We start from the raw sequence: 19,922 nt of genomic DNA on the forward strand, positions 1-19,922 counted from the left end.
CTGCCTCCAGTGCGCGGCAACGCGATCACCGGCGATGCTTCCCACGTGACGATGAACCACGCAAGTCAAGGGGCACAGGGCATGCCCATCGACCGCAACCGCGTGAGCCGGCGGGGACTGTTGGCAACAGCGGCAGTGATCGCGGTAGGCGCGGTCCTGGCTCCCTCGCCGGCCCAGGCCGCACCGGAGGGGAAGCAAGGTCCGGTCGTCCGCGCCCTGGAACAGGCGGCTCACCCACTCCGCTCGACCGAGCCCGGGAGGAACACGGCCGACCTGCGAGCCCTCGGCTCAATGATCGGCGACGCCAAGGTGGTCGGCCTCGGCGAGGCCACCCATGGCTCCCACGAGTTCTTCACCATGAAACAGCGGGTCTTCCGCTATCTGGTGGAGGACAAGGGCTTCACCACCTTCGCCCTGGAGCTGAGCTGGTCGGCGGGCCTGCGGATCGACGAGTACCTCCAGACCGGCAACGGCGACGCCAGGACGATCGCGAACGAGACGCTGACCAACTCCCCGTGGGACCGCGAGGAGTTCGTGAACCTCATCGAGTGGATGCGGGACCACAACCGCCACCACCCCGGCCGCACCGTCCACTTCATGGGCGACGACATCGGCGCCCCCACGCTGGACGACGGGTTCTTCGGCCGAGTGACCGACTACGTGCGACGGGACCATCCGCAGTCGCTGCCTCGGCTCACCGAGCTCTACACCGGACTGCGTCCGATCGACGACGTCTTCGCCTACCTCGGCAAGCCACTCACGGAACGACAGCGCCTGGCGGCCCAGGCCCAGCAGGCCCTGGACCTGGTCAGCGGCCTGAAGGGTTCCGGAGGGGACACGTTCGACTGGGCCGAGCAGAACGCCCGATCCATCGCCCAGACCACCGCGTTCCTCACCGTGGATGTCACCAGCCCGGACTCGCTGGCCACCTCCGAGCGTTTCCGCGATGAGGTGATGGCCAAGAACGTCACCTGGTGGCAACGGCACACCGGCCACAAGATGCTGCTGTCGGCACAGAACACCCACGTCGGCTACGTCGCGGGCAATCCGACGCTGTATCCCAAGACGCAGGGATCGTTCCTGCGCGACGCGATGGGCGCCGGCTATCTCCCCGTCGGCGCCACCTTCGACCGGGGCTCCTTCCTGTCCAAGGACGCCGCCCTCGGCGGCGACTGGAAGAAGTTCACCGTGGACGCCGCCGGGCCCGGCACGAACGAGTTCACCCTCGACCAGGTCCGCTACCGGGACTACTACCTCGACGTCCGCAACGCCCCGGCCGCCGCGCGTGCCTGGCTGAGCCACCCCCGGCCCACGCGCAACATCGGCACCCAGTTCCCCACCGGTCCCGAGGACATCGCCATCGCCCGCTCCTTCGACGTCCTCGTCCACCTGCACGAGGTTCACGAGGCCGACAAACGCCAGCCGTGACAGTCCAAGCGCAGATCCGGCATGGCGTGATCGATGACGTAGTCACAATCCACTGTGGACTTCGATGTTCGTCGAGAGCCGTCATCCGATCGGGCTGTTTCGCCGCGATATCCATGAGTTCGCCGCACGTCCATGCAAACCTGGCTTCCGAACACGCAGCTCGTTCCGCCCGATCCCAGCACCTCTGTGGGGAGTTCATGAAGACGTCGAAGTTCGGTGCCGTACGGCTTGCCGCAGCGCCTGTCCTGACCGCGGCTACGGCCGCCGCGACCGCGCAGGCCACAGCCTCGGCAGCCACCCAGGTCGTGCTGACGAACCTGGACGGTGGTCGGACCGTGGTCGCAGCGGCCGGCGGCGATGTCGAGGTCCGGCTCACCGCATACCGCGAGCAGGGGCTCAACTGGTCCTGGAGCATTCCGCAGGCCAGCACCCCCGAGGTGCTCAAGCGGACGGCGGGCACGGCGGAACCGTCCGGAGGCGCCCGCGCTGTCTTCCACGTGCAGCACCCGGGCACCGGCAAGATCACCGCGACTCGCCATTGCCGCCCCAACCCCGGGAAGGCTTGCCTCGACGTCGTGGCGCCCTGGAAGGTCACGGTGGACGTCAAGTAGGCGGCTGCCTTGGATCTTCTGCCTGTTCAGAGGCATCTCAGGGCATCATGTCGATGCCGGCGGTTTCGTGATCACGTCACGGTGAGAGTTCTCGTGGCGTCAGCTCGAATTCCGTCCACTGGAAACGGGCGGCAGTTCCGCCGCTTCAGGCGAGCTCGTCGATCTTGGCGCGCACCTGTTCGGCGTCCGGGTGCCGCAGTTCGCTGAGGATCGTGTGGGCCCGCCGCCAGCTCTCCCGAGCCGCGTCGTGGTTGCCGACGGCCTGATGGACGTCACCGAGGTGGCTGTGCATGGCGGCCTCGTCGTACCGGTCACCCAACTCCGCGCACAGGGCCAGGGCCTGTTGGTAGCAGTCGACCGCCTCCGCGTGGTGGCCGAGGCGGTGATGGATGTAGCCGAGGCTTTCCAGGGTGCCGGCCTCGCTGAGGCGGTTGCCGAGTTCCCGATCCAGCGCAAGGGACTGTTGGCAGTGAAGGTCAGCAGGGTCCAGGGAAGCTGCCAGGCATGGGTGTCGAAGCCCGCGTCGACGGCCACCGCCAGGGCCGCGAGCAGCACCGGGCGCTCCACCACGAACCAGGTGCGGGCCTGGCTGTCGTCGGTGAGTTCCTCGGGTGTCACCCGGGCTGGCCTGGGTCGAGGGCGATCGGTTCGAGGGGCGGATGCACCAGCAGGGCCGCGGTTCGGCCGGTGTGCAGGTAGTGGTCCAGCATCCGGTGCATCGCGGCGTCCCGGTCCGCGTCGCTGTCCACAGTGGCGGCTTGCTCGGTGGCGTAGGCGCGCAGCAGCTCGTGGAACGCGAACCTACCGGGACGATGTTCGTCAAGCAGATGGGCCTCGGTGAGTTCCCGCAGTGCCACGCGGGCATCGACCGGACCGGTACCGGCCAGGCTCGCGGCGGCCGCCAGTGAGATGTCGGGACCGGGGTGCACTCCCAGCAGCCGGAACATCCGCGCCGCGTCGGCGCCCACCGATCGGTAGGACCAGGAGAACACCGCACGCAGATTGGTCGCCAGGTCCTTGCTCTCCAGAGGATCTAGGCGTGCGCGGTTGTCCCGTAGTTCCTCGGCCAGCGTGGCCAGGAGGAAGGCGGGGCGCGCGGCGGCCCGCGCGGCCGCGATGGCCAGTGCCAGAGGCAACCTGGCGCACAGGGCGATCAGTTCGTCGGCCGCCTCGGGCTCGGCCGCGACTCGGTCGCGGCCGAGCCGGAGTGCCAGGAGTTCATGGGCCTCCGTTGCGCTGAGCAGGCCGAGGGTGAGCAAATGGGTGTCCTCGGTGGCGACCAGGCCGGTGAGTTCGTGGCGACTGGTCACGATCGTCATCGCGGTGGTGCTGCCCGGCAACAGGGCACGCGCCTGGTCGGAGTGGCGGGCGTTGTCCAGTACCACCAGCATGCGGCGGCCGGCGAGCAGGCTGCGGTACAGCTTGGCCTGCTCGTCCAGGCTCGCGGGGATCCGCTCCGGCGGCACCGCGAACGCGTCGAGGAATCCCCGGATCGCCTTGGCCGTGGGCATGGGCAGGTCGGCGGTACTGAACCCGCTGAGGTTGACGTAGAGCTGGCCGTCGGGAAATCGGTTCTCGGTCTGCCGTGCCCAGTGCACCGCCAGCGTGGTCTTGCCGATTCCCGCCGCTTTGCGAGCGACGCCGCCTCGATAATCGTTACTGGGTGACGATCAGCGTCAACGCCACTGGCCGGTCGTGCTCGTCCCGTAGGTCGACGATCGTGGCGCTCTCGTGGTTGGTGAGGAACCCGATGGAGTTGGCCTCTCCGTTGGAGATCTCCCACCAGCCCTCCGCGAACGCGCCGGGCTCCTCGCGCCCGGCAGCGGCCTGTTCGACCTGCCCGAACGACTTCCGCACGACGAGACCGAGTTCCTCCTGCTGTGGCAGGCCTCTGCGCCGCAGTTCCGGTGCCGCGAGCTCCAGCAGGCGGTCGGACTCGAAGCCCATCTCCCAGCCGATGCAGGTGATGCCGAAGCCGGACAGGACGTTGTTGTCGTCGCCTCCGCCGGGCGCGTGGTCGGTGGCCTGGAACATGACTGCGGCGGCCTGGACGACCATGCCGCGCTCCTCCGGCTTGTACCAGTCGGGACCCTCGGCGATCACGACGGGGTAGCGGCCGGCAGGGATGGTGTTCGGTGGGTCGTAGATGAGCCCCGATCCCTCGCCGGAGCCCGGGGCGAACAGACTCATCGAGCCGCCGTCGTTGGGGGGAACGATCAGCTCGGTCACCCGCCGGAAGCGAGTGGCGTGCGGCGCGTACATCAGTTTTCGCGCCATCTCGACGATGTCTTTGTCTTCCACGGTGGGTGAGGGTAGTGCAGGACACTGACAAACCCGCAGCAGACGGTTGATTCGGCGCTGGCGGACAGCGAAGGTGCGGCAGGCAGGGAGGTTCCCGAGGTAGGAGTGCGTGTGGCCCCGGTAGTCCAGGACCAGCGGTCAGCGCTGACCTACGTAGCCGGGCCTGTCAGGCGTCCTCCGGATCCAGGTCCCCGAGACGCTCCCGACCGGTGTCGAAGTAGCTGCTTAGATACTCGTCCGGCGGAAGCTCGCTGTCCCGAAGCAGCGAGAACACCTCGACGCCACTGCCGATCTCGTTGGCGGTTGGCAGGGCATACGCCTGGGCGAGGCCCACGTAGTCGACCTGGTTGCCCTGCGCGTACTCACGTGCCTCGGATTCAGCCAACGCGATGGCGTCTCGCAGCGATTGGGCCTGCCACAGCAGGATACGTTCCTCGAACGGCGTGTCCTGCCAGGTCGTCCAACGGAAAATGCATCGCACGCTGTACCAACCGCCGACCTGGTCCGACATCTGGCCGTTCCCCACTCTCATCGCATCGACGTCGTGACCGGTGGGTGTGGTGCCCTGGAGAGCCACATCGACCGGAACGCACAGGTCAGCGTGCCATGGTCGAGTTGTCGCACAGTCAGGACGAGGTGGGGTCCTCCAGATGCCATACCTCCTGCATCGGTGACCACCAGCTTCCGGACTCCCGCTCGGCAAGCGACTCCTGGCACGGGTCGGTGAGCGTCCACCAGCGCTGCGTCTCGGGATCGGCGGCGACGCGGGCCTGGTCGGCGTCGTGGTCGGCACCGATGTACTCGTAGTAGCCGAACAACAGGTCGCCGTGCAGGAAGATGCTGAAGTTGCGCATGTTCGCGTCGAGCATCGTCTGCTCGACGGCTGGCCAGACGGCCGAGTGCAGCCGCAGGTACTCCGCACGCCGTTCCGGGCGCAGCCGGATCACCATGCCGTAGCGCTGTGTTCGCTTCATGTGCTTCTCCTCGACAGCCGAATGGCGGTGGCAGGCGCGGCGCCGCCGGCAGGGTTCGGTGTTATGCGTTGAGCACGGTGCTTTCGGGCTCCCGGTCCGCCCCGACAGCGTGCAGGCGGCGCCCGGCGCGTTCGGGCCGGATGTGCGCACCGCCGGACAACGGGTCCGGGACCAGATGGCTGGCGGCGGTGATCGCCTCCTCGTCGATGCGCAGGCCCAGGCCGGGACTGTCGCCGAGGACGTAGGCCCCGTTCTCGATGTGCAGGTCGAGGGAGACTCCCAGCGCGGGCCGGAGATCCTGCAACTCGCTGACCAGGTGGTTGGGGACCGACGTCGCCGCGTGCAGCAGACCGACCGGCGTGGTGCCGATGGGGCTGACGGGCAGATCGTGAGCGTGCGCGAGGGCGGCGACCCGCAGGAAGTGGGTGATGCCCCAGACCGCGGCCGTCTGGACGATGTCGACCGCTCCGGCCGCAATGAGCGGGCGGTGCTGTTCGAGCCCGGTGAGGTTCTCCCCGGTGGCGACCGAGGCGCGGATGCCTCGGCCCACCGCAGCGTGGCCTTCCACGTCCCAGCGCCGGACCGGCTCCTCGATCCAGGTCAGGTCGAGAGTGCGCTCGATCTCGCTGACGTAGCGGACCGCCTGCTTGCGCGTCCAGGTCTCGTTGACGTCGAGCATCAGGCTCGGTCGTGCGCCGTGCCCGGCGTCGGTGAGGAGGTCGCGCAGGAGTGTCAGACGGTGCCGGTCGCGGTCGACGTCGAGACCGCCCTTGATCTTCGCCGCGCGCAGTCCTCGGTCGGCGTAGGCCTGGTACGCCGCAACGAACTCGTCGTCGTCCAGGGCGATGTCCAGACCAGAGGCGTAGGCGGGCACGCGGCGGTCGCGGCCACCGAGCAGCCGCCACAGCGGCTCGCCCGCCGCCTGCGCCTTGATATCCCACAGCGCGGTGTCGAGGGCGCCGATGGTGCCGAACACCGCGCCGGCGTGGCCCGCCTTGAACGTCCGGCGCAGCATCCGGTCGTAGAGGGCGGTGACCGACCGAGGGTCCTCTCCCTCGATGGCGGTGAAGACGCTCTCGATCTCCACATGGGGGCCGAGCCCGACACCGGTGATGCCCTCGTCGGTCTCCACGAGGACGATGGGAACCCGGATGAGGCCGTCGGTGTACACGCCGTTCGCGTCACCGGCCGGCCGGCCCCAGTCCTGGACCGTGGTGAGCGTTCGGTAGCGAGCGATGCGCATGTCAGCCCTTCGTGGATCCGGCGGTGACACCGTCGGCGATCTGGCGTTGCAGGAACAGATAGGCGACCAGGACCGGTACGGCGGCGATCAGCACACCGGAGGCGAACGTGGGGATGTCGTCGGAGTACTGACCGCGCAACGACGTGACGCCGACCATCAGCGTGCGGTGCTCCGCGGACGGCATCAGCAGCAGGGAGATGAGCACGTCGTTCCAGCAGAACAGGGCGTTGAGCACGCCGACGGACAGCAGCGCCGGGGCGCCGATCGGGAGCATGATCCGCCAGTAGACCCCGTAGACCGAGTTCCCGTCGATGCGTGCGGCGTCGATGATGTCCGGCGGCACGGTCGAGTAGTAGCTGGTCAGCAGGAAGATCGTGAACGGCAGGAACTGCGCCACGTACGCGAGGATCAGCCCAGGATAGGTGTCGATGAGGCCGGTGTCGGCCATGATCCGCGCCAGCGGAACCATGATCACCTGGAACGGGATGAACAACGCGGCCAGGATCCCCAGGAAGAGCAGGGACGAGCCGCGGAAGCGCAGCCGGGCGAGCGCGAAGCCCGCCATCGACCCTAGCAACAGCAGCAGCGCCACCGAGCACGCCACGACGACCACCGAGTTCAGGAAGTACCGGGACATCCCGACGCTCGTCCACGCCTTGACGATGTTGTCCCACCTCAACGAGTCGGTCAGGGAGAACCGGTCGAGGACGTACTCGCGGCGGGTCTTCATGGCGACGTTGGTGGTGAACACCAGGGGGTAGATCGTGGCCAGCGCGAGCGCAGCCATCGGGATGGCGGCGACCCATCTGGTCAGCCGGGTGCCGGACATCAGTCCTCCTTGCCCGCGCGTCGCAGGATGCCGATCTGGCCAAGTCCCACCACGAGCATGATCAGGAACAGCGCTGTGGACGCCGCGGAGGCGAGCGCAGGTTGGTTCATCTGTCCCTGCTGGATCCAGACGTAGTACTCGGGCAGGTAGGTCGATCCGGCCGGCCCACCGCCGGTCATCACGTACAGCAGGCCGAACATCGACGTCAGCATGCCGATCATCGTGGTCACGAAGACGAACTGGATCGTGCGCGACAGGCTGGGGATGATGACGTGCCAGATCGTCTGCGGCAGCGAAGCACCGTCCACTTTGGCCGCGTCGAGCACCGAGGAGTCGAGGGTGGCGAACCCGGCAAGGAAGACGACCAGCGCCATGCCGAACGTCGCCCAGATGTGCACGCCGACGACCGCGAAGATCGCCACGTCCGGATTGCCGAGCCAGTCCACCGGTCCGATGCCGAGGCCGCCGAGCAGCGCGTTGAGCGGACCGTCGAAGGCCAGCAGCAGGTTGAAGATCGCGCCGACGATCACGGGGGAGAGCACGGCGGGGAAGAAGTAGACGCCGCGGTAGAGCCGGTGTCCTGGCACCTTCAGGAAGATGAAGGTCGCGAGCAGGCCGGGGATCGCCACCGCCACCGGCAGCAGCAGCACGAGCAGCCCGACGTTGCGCAACGCGGTGCGGAAGAGCGGATCGTGGAGCAGCGTGAGGTAGTTGTCGAGACCGACGTTCATGCCGTTGCGGGCGCCGTCGCCGGTGAAGGAGAAGTTGATCCCGAGCAGCAGCGGCCACAGTCGCAGCCCGGCGATGATCAGGATGGCCGGAGCCAGGAGAACCAGGGGCGCCAGGCGTTCGGCCCGTGAGCCCCGGCGGTTGCGCCGCGCCGACGCGGTGGCCGGCCGGGGCGCCGGTGCGCGGCCGGCGGTGTCCTCGGTGGGCCCGGCCGTGGCCGGGCCCACCGAGGTCCGAGAGTGTGCGGACACGTCGATCAGCCCGTCTTGTCGGAGGCTGCCAGCTGCGCAAGCACGTCGTCCACCGTGATCGAATCGCTGAGCAACTGCTGGGAGAGGCGTCCCATGAGGTCGACCGTCGTGGACGACAGGGCGACGTGCAGGGCAGGCTTGCCGGTCTTGACCTCCGCGACGATCGCCTTGGCGGCCGGGCCGCTCTTTGCGATGTCGATCGTGGTGTCGGACGCGATCGCGCCACCGTCGAGGGAGAACGCCTGGAGGGGTTCGGTCGAGGTCAGTGACCGCACGACGTCTGCGGCCAGCTTCGGGTCCTTGGTCCACTTGGCGACCGCGTAGCCGATGCCACCGTCGTAGGGCAGGCTCGGCTTCGCCGCGGGGTTGACCAGGGGTGCCTGCATGACGCCGATCTTCTCCGGCGTGAGGAACTCGGCGAAGTCCTTCCAGTGTCCGACATCGGACATCAGGCCGATCACGTTGGCCGCCTTGCCGGAGCTGAAGGCCGCGAACGCGTCGTTGAACATCGCGGTGGAGTTGGCGCCGTCGGTGTTCAGCCCGGTGTCACCGGCCTGCTTCCAGAGCTCGAAGATCTGCTTGACGTCCGGCGAGGACCAGTTCCGCTTGCCGGCGATCCAGTCGTCGTACTCCTGCGGGGTCAGGACCGCGGAACCAAGCGCCGATAACCAGAACTGGATGCCGAAGCCTTCCTTGTTGCCAAGCGCGAAGCACTTCGCCCCGGTCTTCTGGGTGATGACACCGCAGTTCTTGATGAACTCGTCCAGCGTCGTGGCGGGAGCGTCGGGGTTGAGGCCGGCCTTCTGATAGAGGTCCTTGTTGTAGTAGATCGGGTGCCCTTGCAGGGTCACCGGCTCGGCGTAGGTCTTCCCGTCCTTGGCGAACGCGTCCCAGCCGGTCAGCCGCTGCCTGTCGTCGGCGATGTAGGAGTCCAGCGGGGCGAGCGCGTCGGACCGATCGCGGATCTTGCCGCCACCGTTGAACATGATGACGTCCGGTCCCTTGCCGGACTGGATCGCCGCGCCGAGCAGTGTGTAGTACTGGTCGAAGGGCTGTGCCACGAACTCGAGGTTCACGCCGGGGTGCTTCTTGGCGAAGTCGGCCTTGGCCTTCTGGATGTAGCTGGCCGCCTTCGGGTCACCCGACTTCCAGTCCCAGACCACGAGCTTGTCGCTCGAACCGCCGGACGAGGAGCCCGGCCCGGAGGCGCTCCCGCAACCCGCTGTGAACGCCAGCCCCACCACCAGGGCGGCGGTCCATAGTGTGCGCTGCTTCATTGCTGCTGCTCACTTCTTGAGACGGTGGCCGGGCGGCGAGCTGCCCGACGAGGTGCGCTGAACGTAATTCGTATGACGTATTACGTCAACGGTCGATTGTCGGTACACTCGTTCGCACGCTCTCGGCGCCTCGGCGGGAGTGCAACCGGAGGACAGATGACGGCATCAGGCCAGCGGCCGATCACGAGCGCGCCCACAGTGCAGAGCTGGGAGCGCCGGCCGACGAACCTGACCAGGGCGGTCACCACGGAGCTGGTCGGACGCATCGTGCGCGGTGAGCACCCTTCCGGAACGTCGTTGCCGCCCGAGCCCGCGCTGTGCGAGTCCTTCTCGGTGAGCAGGACCGTCATCCGCGAGGCGGTGAAAGTCCTACAGGAAAAGGGTTTGGTCCAGGTGCGCCAGGGCGCTGGCACGCTGGTGACCCCGCAGTCGATGTGGAACGTGCTCGACGAGCTGGTCCTCGGGGCCGTCATCGCCGAGGACGAGACGCTGGGCGTGCTGGACGACCTGGTGGTGACCCGCAGGCTGCTCGAATCGGACATGGCCCAGGTCGCCGCGAGGGTCGCCGACGAGGAGACCGTCGACGCGCTGCGAACTCTCGTCGATCTCATGGATCAGGTGGTGGGCGACCCGGCCGCCTATCGCGTGCACGATCACGCCTTCCACGACAGGATCATGCAGGCTTCCGGCAACCGCATCGCCAGGGGCGTCGTGCGGTCGTTGGAAAGCCAGGTCTTCCACACGGCCCGCTACATGGGCCGGACCGATCGCGAGCTGTGCCGCGCTTCCAACGCGGGGCACCGCCGCATCTACGAACGGATCGCGGCGCACGACCCGACCGGCGCCTCCGACGCGATGTTCACCCACATCACTGAGGCCTGGCTCGTGCGTCGCAGCGACGCGGGAGAGCCGGGCCGCCTGGAACGTTAGGTCTGTCGCGCCGACGATGTGCATCGCTTGGTGGACAAGGATTTCGCTGAAGCGGTGCGACCGGCGCGCGTGGATCACGGCTAGTGTGCAAGCAATCGACGAACGGAGCGAGCGGGTATGGGCGACTTCGACGGGCTGGTGGCTCTGGTCACCGGTGGCGGGTCGGGCATCGGCCGGAGTACGGCCGAATTACTGTCCGGTCGCGGTGCGCGGGTCGCCGTGCTCGACCTTGCGGCGAACGGCCTGCCGGAGGAGATGTTGTTCGTGCGGACGGACGTCACCGACGATCGGAGCGTCCGCGACGCCGTGGCTGCGGTGGTCGCGCACTTCGGCGGCATCGACGTGGTGGTGAACAACGCGGGCATCGGCGCGCAGGGTGACGTGACCGCGGCGACCGACGACGAGTGGCTCACGGTGTTCGACGTCAACGTGGTCGGGATGGCCAGGGTAGCCCGCGCCTGCCTGCCGCACCTGCGCGACTCCCGTTCCGCCGCCATCGTGAACACCGGTTCGATCGCGGGGACCGCGGGTCTGCCGCAGCGGGCGGTGTACTCGGCGAGCAAGGGCGCGGTGCACGCATTGACCCGCGCCCTCGCCGCCGACCACATCCGGGAAGGCATCCGGGTCAACGCGGTCGCGCCAGGCACCGCCGACACGCCGTGGGTGCGCAGGCTGCTCGACTCGGCGCCGGACCCGGCGGGCGAGCTCGCGGCGCTGGAGGCCAGGCAGCCGCACGGCCGGCTGGTCAAGGCCGAGGAGATCGCCGCAGCGATCGCCTACCTCGCAGGCCCGGCGTCGGGTTCCACCACCGGGACCGTGCTCGCCGTCGACGGCGGCATGGACGCGCTGCGGTTGCGTCCCCGTGGCTGACATCGTGAGCCGACTTGGTCTCGGCACCTCCCCGCTGGGCAACCTGTACACCGAGGTGACCGACCGCGAGGCCCGCGCCGTGGTCGACGCGGCGTGGGAGGCCGGCATCCGGATCTTCGACACCGCCCCGCACTACGGGCTCGGTCTCTCGGAACGGCGGCTCGGCGCCGCGCTGAAGGACCGCCCGCGCGAGGAGTTCGTGGTGTCCACCAAGGTGGGACGGCTGCTGGTGCCCAACCCTGATGGGGCCGGGCGGCTTGACGACGGCGACAGCTTCGCGGTTCCGGCCATCTGGCGCCGCGAGTGGGACTTCAGTGCGGACGGTGTGCGGCGCAGCCTGGAGTCCTCGCTCGACCGTCTCGGGCTCGACCGGGTGGACGTGGTCTACCTGCACGACCCGGACGACCACTGGGAGCAGGCGGCGGGCGAGGCGATACCCCTGCTGGCAGAGCTGCGTGAACAGGGCGTGATCGGCTCGATCGGGGCCGGCATGAACCAGTGGCAGATGCTCGCCAAGTTCGTCTGCGAGTCCGATGTGGACAGTGTTCTGCTCGCCGGTCGCTACACCCTGCTGGAGCAGTCCGCGCTGGCCGAACTTCTTCCGCTGTGCGCGGAACGTGGGGTGGACGTGCTCGCCGCGGGGCTGTTCAATTCCGGGCTGCTGGCTCGCCACGAGGTGCCCGACGATGCCCACTACGACTACCGGACCGCGCCCGCGGACGTGGTCGACCGCGCCCGGCGGATCGCCGCGGTGTGCGCCCGGCACGACACGACGCTGCCGGCCGCCGCGCTGTGGTTCCCCTTCGGCCATCCGGCGGTGACCGGCGCGCTGATCGGAGCCCGTACGGCGGCCGAGCTCCGGGCGAACGTCGCCGCGTTCGCCGCGCCCCCTCCGCCGGGGTTGTGGGCGGACCTGCGTGACGAAGGGCTGCTCGAGGCCGGCGTGCCGACGCCGTGACCGGAACAGCATTGACGAGGAACGGATGAGGAACGGCAATGCGACTGCTACGAGTGGGCGATCCCGGCACCGAGATTCCGGCTGTGCTCGACGATGCCGGTCAGGCGCGGGATCTGCGCCCGGTGACGAGCGAGATCAACGGTGACTTCCTGGCGGGCGGCGGGGTGGCGCGGGTGCGCGAGGCCCTGACCGGCCTGCCGGAGCTGGACGTCACGGGGATGCGGATCGGCGCGCCCGTCGCCCGTCCCGGCGCCCTGGTGTGCATCGGGCTCAACTACTCCGACCACGCGGCGGAGACGGCGGCGGAACCGCCGAGCGAGCCCGTGGTGTTCATGAAGAACACCAACACGGTCGTCGGGCCGAACGACACCGTGCTGGTGCCGAGGGCGAGCGCGAAGACCGACTACGAGGTGGAGTTGGCCGTCGTTCTGGGCGCCACCGCGCGCTACCTGGACAGCCCGCAGGACGCGGCGGCGGTGATCGCGGGCTACGCGATCTCCAACGACGTCAGCGAGCGTGAGTTCCAGATCGAGCGCGGCGGCCAGTGGACCAAGGGCAAGTCCTGCGAGACGTTCAACCCGTTGGGGCCGTGGCTGGTCACCGCCGACGAGGTCGGCGACCCGCAGGCGCTCGGCCTGAGGCTGAGCGTCAACGGCGAGCTCCGCCAGGACGGCAACACCAAGAACATGCTGTTCGGCGTGCACCACGTCATCTGGTACCTCAGCCAGTTCATGGTCCTCGAACCCGGTGACGTGGTGAACACGGGCACGCCTGCTGGGGTCGCGCTCGGGGTCAACGACTTCGGGTACCTGCGCGCCGGCGACACGATCGAGATCGGCGTCGACCGCCTCGGCGTCCAGCGGCAGCGGGTCGGTCAGGCATGAGCGCGGTGCGCCGGATCGACGCCCACCACCACCTGTGGGATCTCTCCGCGCGGCCGCAGGACTGGCTCGACGGGCCGGAACTGACGCTGATCCGGCGTGACTTCGGGCTCGCGGACCTGCGTGCGGCGACAGGGTCGGCCGGCGTGGACGCCACCGTGTTGGTCCAGGTGCTCAACGACTTTGACGAGACGGTGGATTTCCTTGCCCTGGCAGGGAAATCCGACCTGATCGCTGGCGTCGTCGGCTGGGTCGACCTGACCGCGTCCGACGTCGCCGAGCAGCTCGACCGGCTGAGGTCGGGGCCGGGTGGCGACCGGCTGGTGAGCATTCGGCACCTGGTGCAGTCCGAGCCCGACCCGGACTGGCTGACGCGTCCCGACGTGCTGGCCGGGTTACGCGCGGTGCGCGACGCCGGGCTCGCCTACGACGTGCTGACCCGGCCGCACCAGCTGCCGGCGGCGGTGGCTGCGGCGCGGGCGGTGCCGGACCTGGTGTTCGTGTTGAACCATCTGTCCAAGCCGGACATCGCGAGCCGGCTGCTGGGACCGTGGGCGACCCAGCTGGCGGCGTTGGCGGCGGAACCGAACGTGGTCGCCAAGGTGTCCGGCCTGGTAACCGAGATTGGTCCACAATGGACTGTTGAGGAGTTGTGGCCCTACGTCGACGTCGCGCTCGAGGTGTTCGGTCCGCGCCGGCTGATGGCCGGCACGGACTGGCCGGTCTGCCTGCTCGCGGCCTCCTACGAGGACGTCCTCGGTGCGGCCTCGCAACTGTGCGCCGGCCTCTCCGCTGGCGAGCGCGATCAGATCTTCGGTGCGACGGCCGCCCGCGTCTACCGGTTGGGGGCCAACTGATGGACACGGTTCGGCTGGCCTACGGCGAGCAGGGGCTGGATCTGCGGGTCGATCCGGCCGTGACCACGGTCGTGACTCCTCAACACCACCGGATCTCCGAGCCACCGGGGGAGGTTCTGCGCAGGGCGCTGCGTGTCCCGGTCGCTGGTCCGCCGCTGCGGGAGCGCGTGCGCCGTGGCCAGACTGTGGCCATCTCGGCCTGCGACGGGACGCGTCCGCAGCCCCGCGAGCTGATGATCCCGGCGATCCTGGCGGAGCTCGACGGACTGGTCGACCTCGATGACGTCGTGGTGCTGGTCGCGACCGGCACGCACCGGGGCAACTCCGAGGCCGAGCTGCGCGAGATGTTCGGCGACGAGGTGGTCGACACGGTGCGGATCGTGAACCACGACTCCCGCGACCGCGCGAGCCTGACCTGGCTGGGCGAGTTCGGCGCGGGTGTTCCGGTGTGGCTCAACAGCGAATGGGTCGCCGCGGACGTGCGGATCACCACCGGTTTCGTCGAGCCGCACTTCTTCGCCGGGTTCTCCGGCGGGCCGAAGCTGGTCGCGCCCGGCCTCGCCGCACTGGAGACCGTGCTGGTGCTGCACGACGCGCACCGGATCGGGCACCCGATGGCGACCTGGGGGATCATCGAGGGCAACCCGGTGCACGACGACGTGCGCGCCATCGCGGCCGCCACCGGCGTGACGTACGGGTTCGACGTGGTGCTGAACCAGGACAAGGAGGTCGTCGCCGCGTTCGGCGGGGACCTGCTCGCGATGCACGCGGAGGCGGTGCGCACCGCCCGCGAGGTCGCCATGCAGCCGGTGCCCCAACTCTTCGACGTGGTCGTGACCACCAACTCCGGCTATCCGCTCGACCAGAACCTCTACCAGGCGGTGAAAGGGATGTCGGCCGCCTACCAGGTGACCAAGCCGGGCGGCACGATCGTGTGCGCGGCCGAGTGCCGGGACGGCTTCCCCGATCACGGTTCGTACCGCGAGGTGCTGGCCTCCGCGGGTTCGCCTGCGGAGTTGTTCGCGGAGATCTCCGCGCGCCAGGTCACCGTGCCGGACCAGTGGCAGGTGCAGATCCAGGCCCGGATCCAGGCCGCCTGCCGGGTGGTCATGCACACCTCGTACCTCAGCGACGCCGAGCTCGCCACCGCACACCTGGAGCAGACCGAGGACGTCTCCCGCACGGTGGCGGACGCTCTTGCGGCGGCCGGACCGGAGGCTCGGCTGTGCGTCCTGCCCGAGGGCCCGCAGACGATCCCGTACGTCGCCGGAGCACCCCGATGAACGGCTCGGTCTTGGTCTGCCTTGACAAGTTCCGCGGTTGCCTCACGGCCGCGCAGGCCTGCGCGGCGGTCGCCGCCGGCGTGGAAGCCGCGGGCGGCCGTGCGGTGGCGATGCCAGTCGCCGACGGCGGCGAGGGCACCCTGGCAGCCTTGGCCGGAGCCGGTTACCGCGAGGTGTGGGTCGAGGTCACCGGCCCGACCGGACGTCCGGTACGCGCCGCGTTCGCCGTCCGCGGGTCCCGCGCGGTGATCGAGATGGCCCAGGCGAGCGGCCTGGACGTGCTCCCCGGCGGCGTGGCGGCACCACTCGTCGCCGACAGCCACGGCACCGGCGAGCTGATCCGCGCCGCGCTCGACCACGGCTGTCTCGACATCGTGCTCGCGGTGGGTGGCAGCGCCACCACCGACGGGGGAGCGGGCCTGCTGCGCGCCCTCGGCGCCCGCATCACCGACTCGCGCGGCGCGCCGGTCGGGCCGGGCGGCGCGGCCCTGACCGGTGCGGCCAACGTCGATCTGTCCACATTGGACTTCAGATTACGGCTGGCGCGAGTGACTCTCGTGTCCGATGTGGACAATCCACTGACCGGCCCGTCCGGCGCCGCAGCGGTGTTCGGCCCGCAGAAGGGCGCGTCCCCGCGTGACGTGGAGGTCCTCGAGCGGGGGCTGCGGCAGTTCGCCGAGGTCGTGGCGGCCGAGATCGGCGGCGACTTCCGGGAGTCACCTGGCGCGGGCGCGGCCGGCGGCACCGGTTTCGCCGCCCTCGCCGCTCTCGGTGCCCGGCGCGTGTCGGGCGCGGAGTTCGTCCTGGGCGAGGCCGGCGTCGAGCAGGCCCTGCGCGCCGCCTCCCTCGTCGTGGTCGGGGAAGGCCGGTTCGACGAACAGAGCCTGCGCGGCAAGGCCCCCGTCGGAGTGGCGTCGGCGGCTCGACGGCACGGCGTGCCGGTCGTTGTGGTGGCCGGCGACGTCCGGCTCTCCGCTGCCCGCATGCGCGAGGTCGGTGTGGTGGCCGCGTGGTCGTTGCTGGAACGCGCCGGCGGCCTCGATGCCTCGATCAGCCGGGCGCCCGCGCTGCTGACGGAGATCGGGCGCGAACTGCCCGCCGTGGCCGCGCGAGGAGGGGCGGCATGACCGGATCGGAGGCGGTGGACCTCGGCTTCGCGCGGGTCGACATCGGCCGCGAAGCCCGCCAGGGACTGCCCGAGGTCATCTACGGCACCGGCAAGACCGCCGCCGAGATCGCCGCGATCGCCCGCACCTTGTTGCGGCACAACACCGGCCCGGTTCTCGCAACCCGCGTGGACGGCGACACCGCCGCCGCCGTCCTGGCCGAGGTCGCGGCTGCCGCGGTCCCGGGCAGTACCTACGACGCCTCGGCCCGCCTGCTCCTGTGGCGCCCCGCCGCACCGATCGGGTTCGCCGTGGTCGTCGCCGCCGCGGGCACCGCCGACCAGCCCGTGGCCCGCGAAGCCGCCGCCATCGCCGCCGCCGTTGGTCTCACCGTCACCACCGTGACCGACGTGGGCGTGGCCGGCCTGCACCGGCTCCTCGCCGAACAGGACCGCCTGCGCGCCGCCGACACCGTCATCGTCGTGGCCGGTATGGAAGGCGCGCTCGCCAGTGCCATCGGCGGCCTCGTCGCCTGTCCGGTGGTCGCCGTCCCCACTTCCACCGGCTACGGCGCCGGCCTGGAAGGCATCACCGCCCTCCTGGCCATGCACGCCTCCTGCGCCGCCGGCATCACCGTGGTCAACATCGACTCCGGTTTCGGCGCCGCGATGGCCGCCTTCCGCCTCTCCCGCGTTGTCAACCGGAGCACGACGTGACTCGCGTCTGCCTCATCTCCCCGTTTGCCGGCCTGGCCGGTGACATGCTGCTGGCGGCCCTCGTCGACGCGGGCGCACCGCTGGAGGCGATCCGCGCCGCCGTCACGGACACCGGCCTGACCGGCTGGGACCTCGCCGTCAGCCGCGTGGTGACCCACGGCCTCGCCAGTAGTCGGGCCGTGGTGTCGGTGACCGACGACGCCACCAGCCGCAGGGCGGGCGAACTGATCGCCATGGCCGGCCGGATCCGCGACCGCGCGGTGGCGGACACGGCGGCCGCGGCGTTGCGCGCCATCGCCGAGGTCGAGGGGCACCTGCACGGCGAGGACCCGGACGAGGTGCACCTGCACGAACTCGGCGGCCACGACACCCTCGTGGACATTGTCGGCGTGGCCGCGGCACTGCGCGCCCTCGACGTCCGCACCGTCCACTGTGAACCGTTGCCGCTCGGCAGCGGCACCGTCCGCACCGCCCACGGCGTCCTGCCCTGTCCGGCCCCGGCAACCGCCGCCCTGCTGCGCGGCGCACTGGTCACGGGTACTCCTCTGGTCGGCGAGACTGTCACGCCGACGGCCGCCGCGCTCCTGCGCGCGCTGTCCGCCGACTACAGCCCGCCGCCCCCGATGCGGTTGTCCGCCACCGGGTACGGCGCGGGCACCCGGACCCTGCCCGACCGCCCCAACGTCGCGGTCGTCCGGCTCGGCGAGCTGGAGACCGCGGACGTGCGGGACCTGGTGGTGCTGGAGACCAACCTCGACGACGTCACCGGTGAGCTGCTCGGCTACGTCGTCGGTCACCTGCTCGACTCCGGCGCCCTCGACAGCTGGGTCACACCAGCCGTGATGAAGAAGGGCCGGCCGGCGCACGTCCTGCACGCGCTCGCCGCTCCCGAGACGGCCGACGAGCTCGAACGGCTGATCCTCGCCGAGACGGGAACCCTCGGCGTGCGGCGAACCACCGTGCGTCGGACCGCAGCGGACCGCAGCACCGACATCGTGCAGGTGCACGGAATGCCGGTGCGCCGCAAACACGGTCCACACCACGGCAAGCCGGAGTACGACGACGCCGTCGCAGTCGCCAGGCAGACAGGTCTGCCACTACGCGTGGTGCTCGCCGTGGCCGCGGAGAAGCCGGAGGAGAGTTGATGGACAACAGCGCACAACTCGTGGCACGCCTCGCCGAGATCGGCCCGCTCGCCGTGGCGTTCTCCGGCGGCGTCGACTCGGCACTCGTCCTCGCCGCCGCAGCCCGCGCGCTGGGGCCCGGCGCGGTACTGGCCGTCACCGCCGACTCGGCGAGTCTGGCCGCCGCCGAACTGGCGGACGCGGCGGCGTTCGCGGACCGTCTCGGCGTGCGGCACCTGACGCCGGAGACCGCCGAACTCGACAACCCCGACTACGCCGCCAACGGCCGGAACCGTTGTTACTTCTGCAAGTCCACGGTGCTGGACCGGATCTCCACGGTCGCAGCGGAGCACGGCCTGACCGCGGTCGCCACCGGCGCGAACGCCGACGACGCGAGGGACCCGTTCCGCCCCGGCATCCGCGCCGGCGACGAGATCGGCGTGCACACCCCGTTGCGCGACCTCGGGATGTCCAAGGCCGATGTCCGCGCGGTCAGCCGCCTCTGGTCTCTGTCCACTTGGGACAAGCCGGCGATGCCGTGCCTCGCGAGCCGGGTCCGGTACGGCATCGCGATCACCCCGGCGCGGCTGGCCAGGGTGGAGCGCGCCGAGGTGGCGGTCCGGGCGTGGCTCGCGGACGCGGGCATCCCGACCCGGGATCTGCGGGTCCGTGACCTCGGCGACGTCGGACGGGTCGAGCTCGACCCGCACCTGGCCGACCGGCAGGAGATCCGGCTGGCGCTGGTCGACGTCGTGCGGGCGGCGGGGTTCGAGGGGGGCGAACTGGCGGCGTTCCGGTCCGGGGCGCTGAACCACGAGTGAACGCTCACTGGTTCGACAGCACCGCGACGTCGACCGGACGGAGACGGGAGGTCGAGGAACTGCTCCAGCGGGTCGCACAGTGGGCTGAAAAACGCAAGGACGTCGTCGGTGTGCTGCTCGTCGGCTCGTGGGCCAGGCAGGCCGCGCGCGAGGACTCGGACGTGGATCTTCTGCTGCTCACCGAGGAGCCGAGGCGGTACGACGCCGCGTCACTGGCCGAAGAGTTGAGCCTCGGTGCATTCGTCGTCAACCGCACCTGGGGGCCGGTCACCGAGTGGCGGTTCGTCACCGGGTCGGGCCTGGAGATCGAGGTGTGCGTCGGCACGCCCTCGTGGGCGGACACGTCGCCGGTTGACCCGGGGACGCGGCGCGTAGTCTGCGATGGCGTGCGCCCCGTGTACGACAGGAACGAACTGTTCGCCGCGCTCGTCGCGGCGTGCGCGCAGGATCAGTGAGCCGACCGCGTCCGCGCCGCCGCGACAGCTCTCCGCGTCCTTCGGCTGACCAGGACGGCCGACCCGCTGTGGCGTATTCAGTCCGCGCGTGTCTGTAACTTTCACTGCCCGGATGTCCTTTGTGGACCTTGGGTCATAGCCTTGAAGTGGCAAGATCGCCCGGACCCGGCGGCAGGACCCCGGGTGTCTTGGCGCATGGATTGACAATCTTCCTCTCGGAACCACAGGCTGGCGCGACATATGTTAGCGATAACAGTCGTCTCACTCACGGGAATGCC

Annotated in this window: 22 protein-coding genes and 1 pseudogene; 13 read left to right on the forward strand and 10 right to left on the reverse strand. The window is 69.9% G+C overall.

The genetic code is table 11. The annotated features are described in order from the left end of the window. Nucleotides 1-291 precede the first annotated feature (291 nt). Nucleotides 292-1,428 (forward strand): erythromycin esterase family protein, encoded by a 1,137-nt coding sequence (locus F0L68_RS02355; protein ID WP_223198422.1) that lies wholly within the window; start codon nucleotides 292-294, stop codon nucleotides 1,426-1,428. Between the two features lie 197 nt (nucleotides 1,429-1,625). Continuing rightward, nucleotides 1,626-2,039, forward strand: a complete 414-nt coding sequence (locus F0L68_RS02360; RefSeq protein ID WP_149847706.1) for a hypothetical protein — start codon at nucleotides 1,626-1,628, stop codon at nucleotides 2,037-2,039. A gap of 145 nt (nucleotides 2,040-2,184) precedes the next feature. Here the strand turns inward: F0L68_RS02360 and F0L68_RS42105 are convergent, their stop codons facing one another. The 10 genes and pseudogenes from F0L68_RS42105 to F0L68_RS02405 form a co-directional block, all read right to left on the reverse strand. Beyond that, entirely contained in the window at nucleotides 2,185-2,331 is a 147-nt protein-coding gene (locus tag F0L68_RS42105; protein ID WP_188316351.1) for a hypothetical protein, read from the reverse strand. 39 nt (nucleotides 2,332-2,370) lie between these two features. Beyond that, nucleotides 2,371-2,700 (reverse strand): annotated as a pseudogene (locus F0L68_RS44835) (tetratricopeptide repeat protein); the annotation flags it as partial. Beyond that, nucleotides 2,654-3,637 (reverse strand): NB-ARC domain-containing protein, encoded by a 984-nt coding sequence (locus F0L68_RS02370; protein ID WP_188316347.1) that lies wholly within the window; start codon nucleotides 3,635-3,637, stop codon nucleotides 2,654-2,656. The gene F0L68_RS02370 and the pseudogene F0L68_RS44835, both read right to left, overlap by 47 nt. A 58-nt stretch (nucleotides 3,638-3,695) precedes the next feature. Then, on the reverse strand, nucleotides 3,696-4,340 hold the full coding sequence (locus F0L68_RS02375; protein WP_149847709.1) for a hypothetical protein: 645 nt from the start codon (nucleotides 4,338-4,340) through the stop codon (nucleotides 3,696-3,698). A gap of 166 nt (nucleotides 4,341-4,506) precedes the next feature. Beyond that, nucleotides 4,507-4,851 (reverse strand): hypothetical protein, encoded by a 345-nt coding sequence (locus tag F0L68_RS02380; RefSeq protein WP_149847710.1) that lies wholly within the window; start codon nucleotides 4,849-4,851, stop codon nucleotides 4,507-4,509. Between the two features lie 115 nt (nucleotides 4,852-4,966). Continuing rightward, the gene (locus tag F0L68_RS02385; RefSeq protein WP_149847711.1) at nucleotides 4,967-5,314 is read right to left on the reverse strand and encodes an L-rhamnose mutarotase; all 348 of its coding nucleotides are present in this window, start codon (nucleotides 5,312-5,314) and stop codon (nucleotides 4,967-4,969) included. A 61-nt stretch (nucleotides 5,315-5,375) separates the two neighbouring features. Continuing rightward, nucleotides 5,376-6,557 (reverse strand): mandelate racemase/muconate lactonizing enzyme family protein, encoded by a 1,182-nt coding sequence (locus F0L68_RS02390; protein ID WP_149847712.1) that lies wholly within the window; start codon nucleotides 6,555-6,557, stop codon nucleotides 5,376-5,378. 1 nt (nucleotide 6,558) lies between these two features. Next, a complete protein-coding gene (locus F0L68_RS02395; RefSeq protein WP_149847713.1) occupies nucleotides 6,559-7,386 on the reverse strand; it encodes a carbohydrate ABC transporter permease in 828 nt (275 codons plus the stop codon). Then, nucleotides 7,386-8,366 (reverse strand): carbohydrate ABC transporter permease, encoded by a 981-nt coding sequence (locus tag F0L68_RS02400; protein WP_188316348.1) that lies wholly within the window; start codon nucleotides 8,364-8,366, stop codon nucleotides 7,386-7,388. The genes F0L68_RS02395 and F0L68_RS02400 overlap by 1 nt, the downstream gene beginning before the upstream one ends. A 5-nt stretch (nucleotides 8,367-8,371) precedes the next feature. Beyond that, a complete protein-coding gene (locus F0L68_RS02405) occupies nucleotides 8,372-9,643 on the reverse strand; it encodes an ABC transporter substrate-binding protein (protein ID WP_149847714.1) in 1,272 nt (423 codons plus the stop codon). Nucleotides 9,644-9,799: 156 nt separating this feature from the next. Here F0L68_RS02405 and F0L68_RS02410 point away from each other — a divergent pair, with 156 nt between their 5' ends. The 11 genes from F0L68_RS02410 to F0L68_RS02460 all read left to right on the forward strand — a co-directional run bounded on the left by F0L68_RS02410 (nucleotide 9,800) and on the right by F0L68_RS02460 (nucleotide 19,644). Continuing rightward, complete coding sequence (locus F0L68_RS02410) at nucleotides 9,800-10,573, forward strand: FadR/GntR family transcriptional regulator (protein ID WP_149847715.1); 774 nt, start codon at nucleotides 9,800-9,802, stop codon at nucleotides 10,571-10,573. Nucleotides 10,574-10,690: 117 nt separating this feature from the next. Further along, entirely contained in the window at nucleotides 10,691-11,443 is a 753-nt protein-coding gene (locus F0L68_RS02415; protein ID WP_149847716.1) for an SDR family NAD(P)-dependent oxidoreductase, read from the forward strand. Then, entirely contained in the window at nucleotides 11,436-12,401 is a 966-nt protein-coding gene (locus tag F0L68_RS02420; protein ID WP_149847717.1) for an aldo/keto reductase, read from the forward strand. The genes F0L68_RS02415 and F0L68_RS02420 overlap by 8 nt, the downstream gene beginning before the upstream one ends. A 38-nt stretch (nucleotides 12,402-12,439) precedes the next feature. Next, nucleotides 12,440-13,285, forward strand: coding sequence for a fumarylacetoacetate hydrolase family protein (locus tag F0L68_RS02425; protein WP_149847718.1), 846 nt, complete (start codon nucleotides 12,440-12,442; stop codon nucleotides 13,283-13,285). Continuing rightward, the gene (locus tag F0L68_RS02430; RefSeq protein ID WP_149847719.1) at nucleotides 13,282-14,139 is read left to right on the forward strand and encodes an amidohydrolase family protein; all 858 of its coding nucleotides are present in this window, start codon (nucleotides 13,282-13,284) and stop codon (nucleotides 14,137-14,139) included. The genes F0L68_RS02425 and F0L68_RS02430 overlap by 4 nt, the downstream gene beginning before the upstream one ends. Next, nucleotides 14,139-15,422 (forward strand): nickel-dependent lactate racemase, encoded by a 1,284-nt coding sequence (gene larA, locus F0L68_RS02435; RefSeq protein ID WP_149847720.1) that lies wholly within the window; start codon nucleotides 14,139-14,141, stop codon nucleotides 15,420-15,422. The genes F0L68_RS02430 and larA overlap by 1 nt, the downstream gene beginning before the upstream one ends. Next, complete coding sequence (locus F0L68_RS02440; RefSeq protein ID WP_149847721.1) at nucleotides 15,419-16,549, forward strand: glycerate kinase; 1,131 nt, start codon at nucleotides 15,419-15,421, stop codon at nucleotides 16,547-16,549. Before larA ends, F0L68_RS02440 begins: the two co-directional genes overlap by 4 nt. Beyond that, nucleotides 16,546-17,244 carry a nickel pincer cofactor biosynthesis protein LarB gene (gene larB / locus F0L68_RS02445; RefSeq protein WP_149847722.1) on the forward strand — a complete coding sequence of 233 codons (699 nt, stop codon included), beginning with the start codon at nucleotides 16,546-16,548 and terminating at the stop codon, nucleotides 17,242-17,244. Before F0L68_RS02440 ends, larB begins: the two co-directional genes overlap by 4 nt. Next, a complete protein-coding gene (larC, locus tag F0L68_RS02450; protein ID WP_223198423.1) occupies nucleotides 17,241-18,389 on the forward strand; it encodes a nickel pincer cofactor biosynthesis protein LarC in 1,149 nt (382 codons plus the stop codon). The genes larB and larC overlap by 4 nt, the downstream gene beginning before the upstream one ends. Next, nucleotides 18,389-19,189 carry an ATP-dependent sacrificial sulfur transferase LarE gene (gene larE / locus F0L68_RS02455; protein WP_149847723.1) on the forward strand — a complete coding sequence of 267 codons (801 nt, stop codon included), beginning with the start codon at nucleotides 18,389-18,391 and terminating at the stop codon, nucleotides 19,187-19,189. The genes larC and larE overlap by 1 nt, the downstream gene beginning before the upstream one ends. After that, the gene (locus tag F0L68_RS02460) at nucleotides 19,186-19,644 is read left to right on the forward strand and encodes a nucleotidyltransferase domain-containing protein (protein ID WP_149847724.1); all 459 of its coding nucleotides are present in this window, start codon (nucleotides 19,186-19,188) and stop codon (nucleotides 19,642-19,644) included. Before larE ends, F0L68_RS02460 begins: the two co-directional genes overlap by 4 nt. Nucleotides 19,645-19,922 lie beyond the last annotated feature (278 nt).

Source organism: Solihabitans fulvus, from assembly GCF_008386585.1.
Taxonomy (GTDB): domain Bacteria; phylum Actinomycetota; class Actinomycetes; order Mycobacteriales; family Pseudonocardiaceae; genus Solihabitans; species Solihabitans fulvus.

What these genes read in the sequence shown, in the direction of transcription:
- F0L68_RS02355 (WP_223198422.1), top strand. Translation starts at nt 292, where the DNA reads ATGATCGGCGACGCCAAGGTGGTCGGCCTCGGCGAGGCCACCCATGGC.
- F0L68_RS02360 (WP_149847706.1), top strand. Translation starts at nt 1,626, where the DNA reads ATGAAGACGTCGAAGTTCGGTGCCGTACGGCTTGCCGCAGCGCCTGTC.
- F0L68_RS42105 (WP_188316351.1), bottom strand. Translation starts at nt 2,331, where the DNA reads ATGCACAGCCACCTCGGTGACGTCCATCAGGCCGTCGGCAACCACGAC.
- F0L68_RS02380 (WP_149847710.1), bottom strand. Translation starts at nt 4,851, where the DNA reads ATGTCGGACCAGGTCGGCGGTTGGTACAGCGTGCGATGCATTTTCCGT.
- F0L68_RS02385 (WP_149847711.1), bottom strand. Translation starts at nt 5,314, where the DNA reads ATGAAGCGAACACAGCGCTACGGCATGGTGATCCGGCTGCGCCCGGAA.
- F0L68_RS02390 (WP_149847712.1), bottom strand. Translation starts at nt 6,557, where the DNA reads ATGCGCATCGCTCGCTACCGAACGCTCACCACGGTCCAGGACTGGGGC.
- F0L68_RS02395 (WP_149847713.1), bottom strand. Translation starts at nt 7,386, where the DNA reads ATGTCCGGCACCCGGCTGACCAGATGGGTCGCCGCCATCCCGATGGCT.
- F0L68_RS02405 (WP_149847714.1), bottom strand. Translation starts at nt 9,643, where the DNA reads ATGAAGCAGCGCACACTATGGACCGCCGCCCTGGTGGTGGGGCTGGCG.
- F0L68_RS02410 (WP_149847715.1), top strand. Translation starts at nt 9,800, where the DNA reads ATGACGGCATCAGGCCAGCGGCCGATCACGAGCGCGCCCACAGTGCAG.
- F0L68_RS02415 (WP_149847716.1), top strand. Translation starts at nt 10,691, where the DNA reads ATGGGCGACTTCGACGGGCTGGTGGCTCTGGTCACCGGTGGCGGGTCG.
- F0L68_RS02425 (WP_149847718.1), top strand. Translation starts at nt 12,440, where the DNA reads ATGCGACTGCTACGAGTGGGCGATCCCGGCACCGAGATTCCGGCTGTG.
- F0L68_RS02430 (WP_149847719.1), top strand. Translation starts at nt 13,282, where the DNA reads ATGAGCGCGGTGCGCCGGATCGACGCCCACCACCACCTGTGGGATCTC.
- larA (WP_149847720.1), top strand. Translation starts at nt 14,139, where the DNA reads ATGGACACGGTTCGGCTGGCCTACGGCGAGCAGGGGCTGGATCTGCGG.
- F0L68_RS02440 (WP_149847721.1), top strand. Translation starts at nt 15,419, where the DNA reads ATGAACGGCTCGGTCTTGGTCTGCCTTGACAAGTTCCGCGGTTGCCTC.
- larB (WP_149847722.1), top strand. Translation starts at nt 16,546, where the DNA reads ATGACCGGATCGGAGGCGGTGGACCTCGGCTTCGCGCGGGTCGACATC.
- larE (WP_149847723.1), top strand. Translation starts at nt 18,389, where the DNA reads ATGGACAACAGCGCACAACTCGTGGCACGCCTCGCCGAGATCGGCCCG.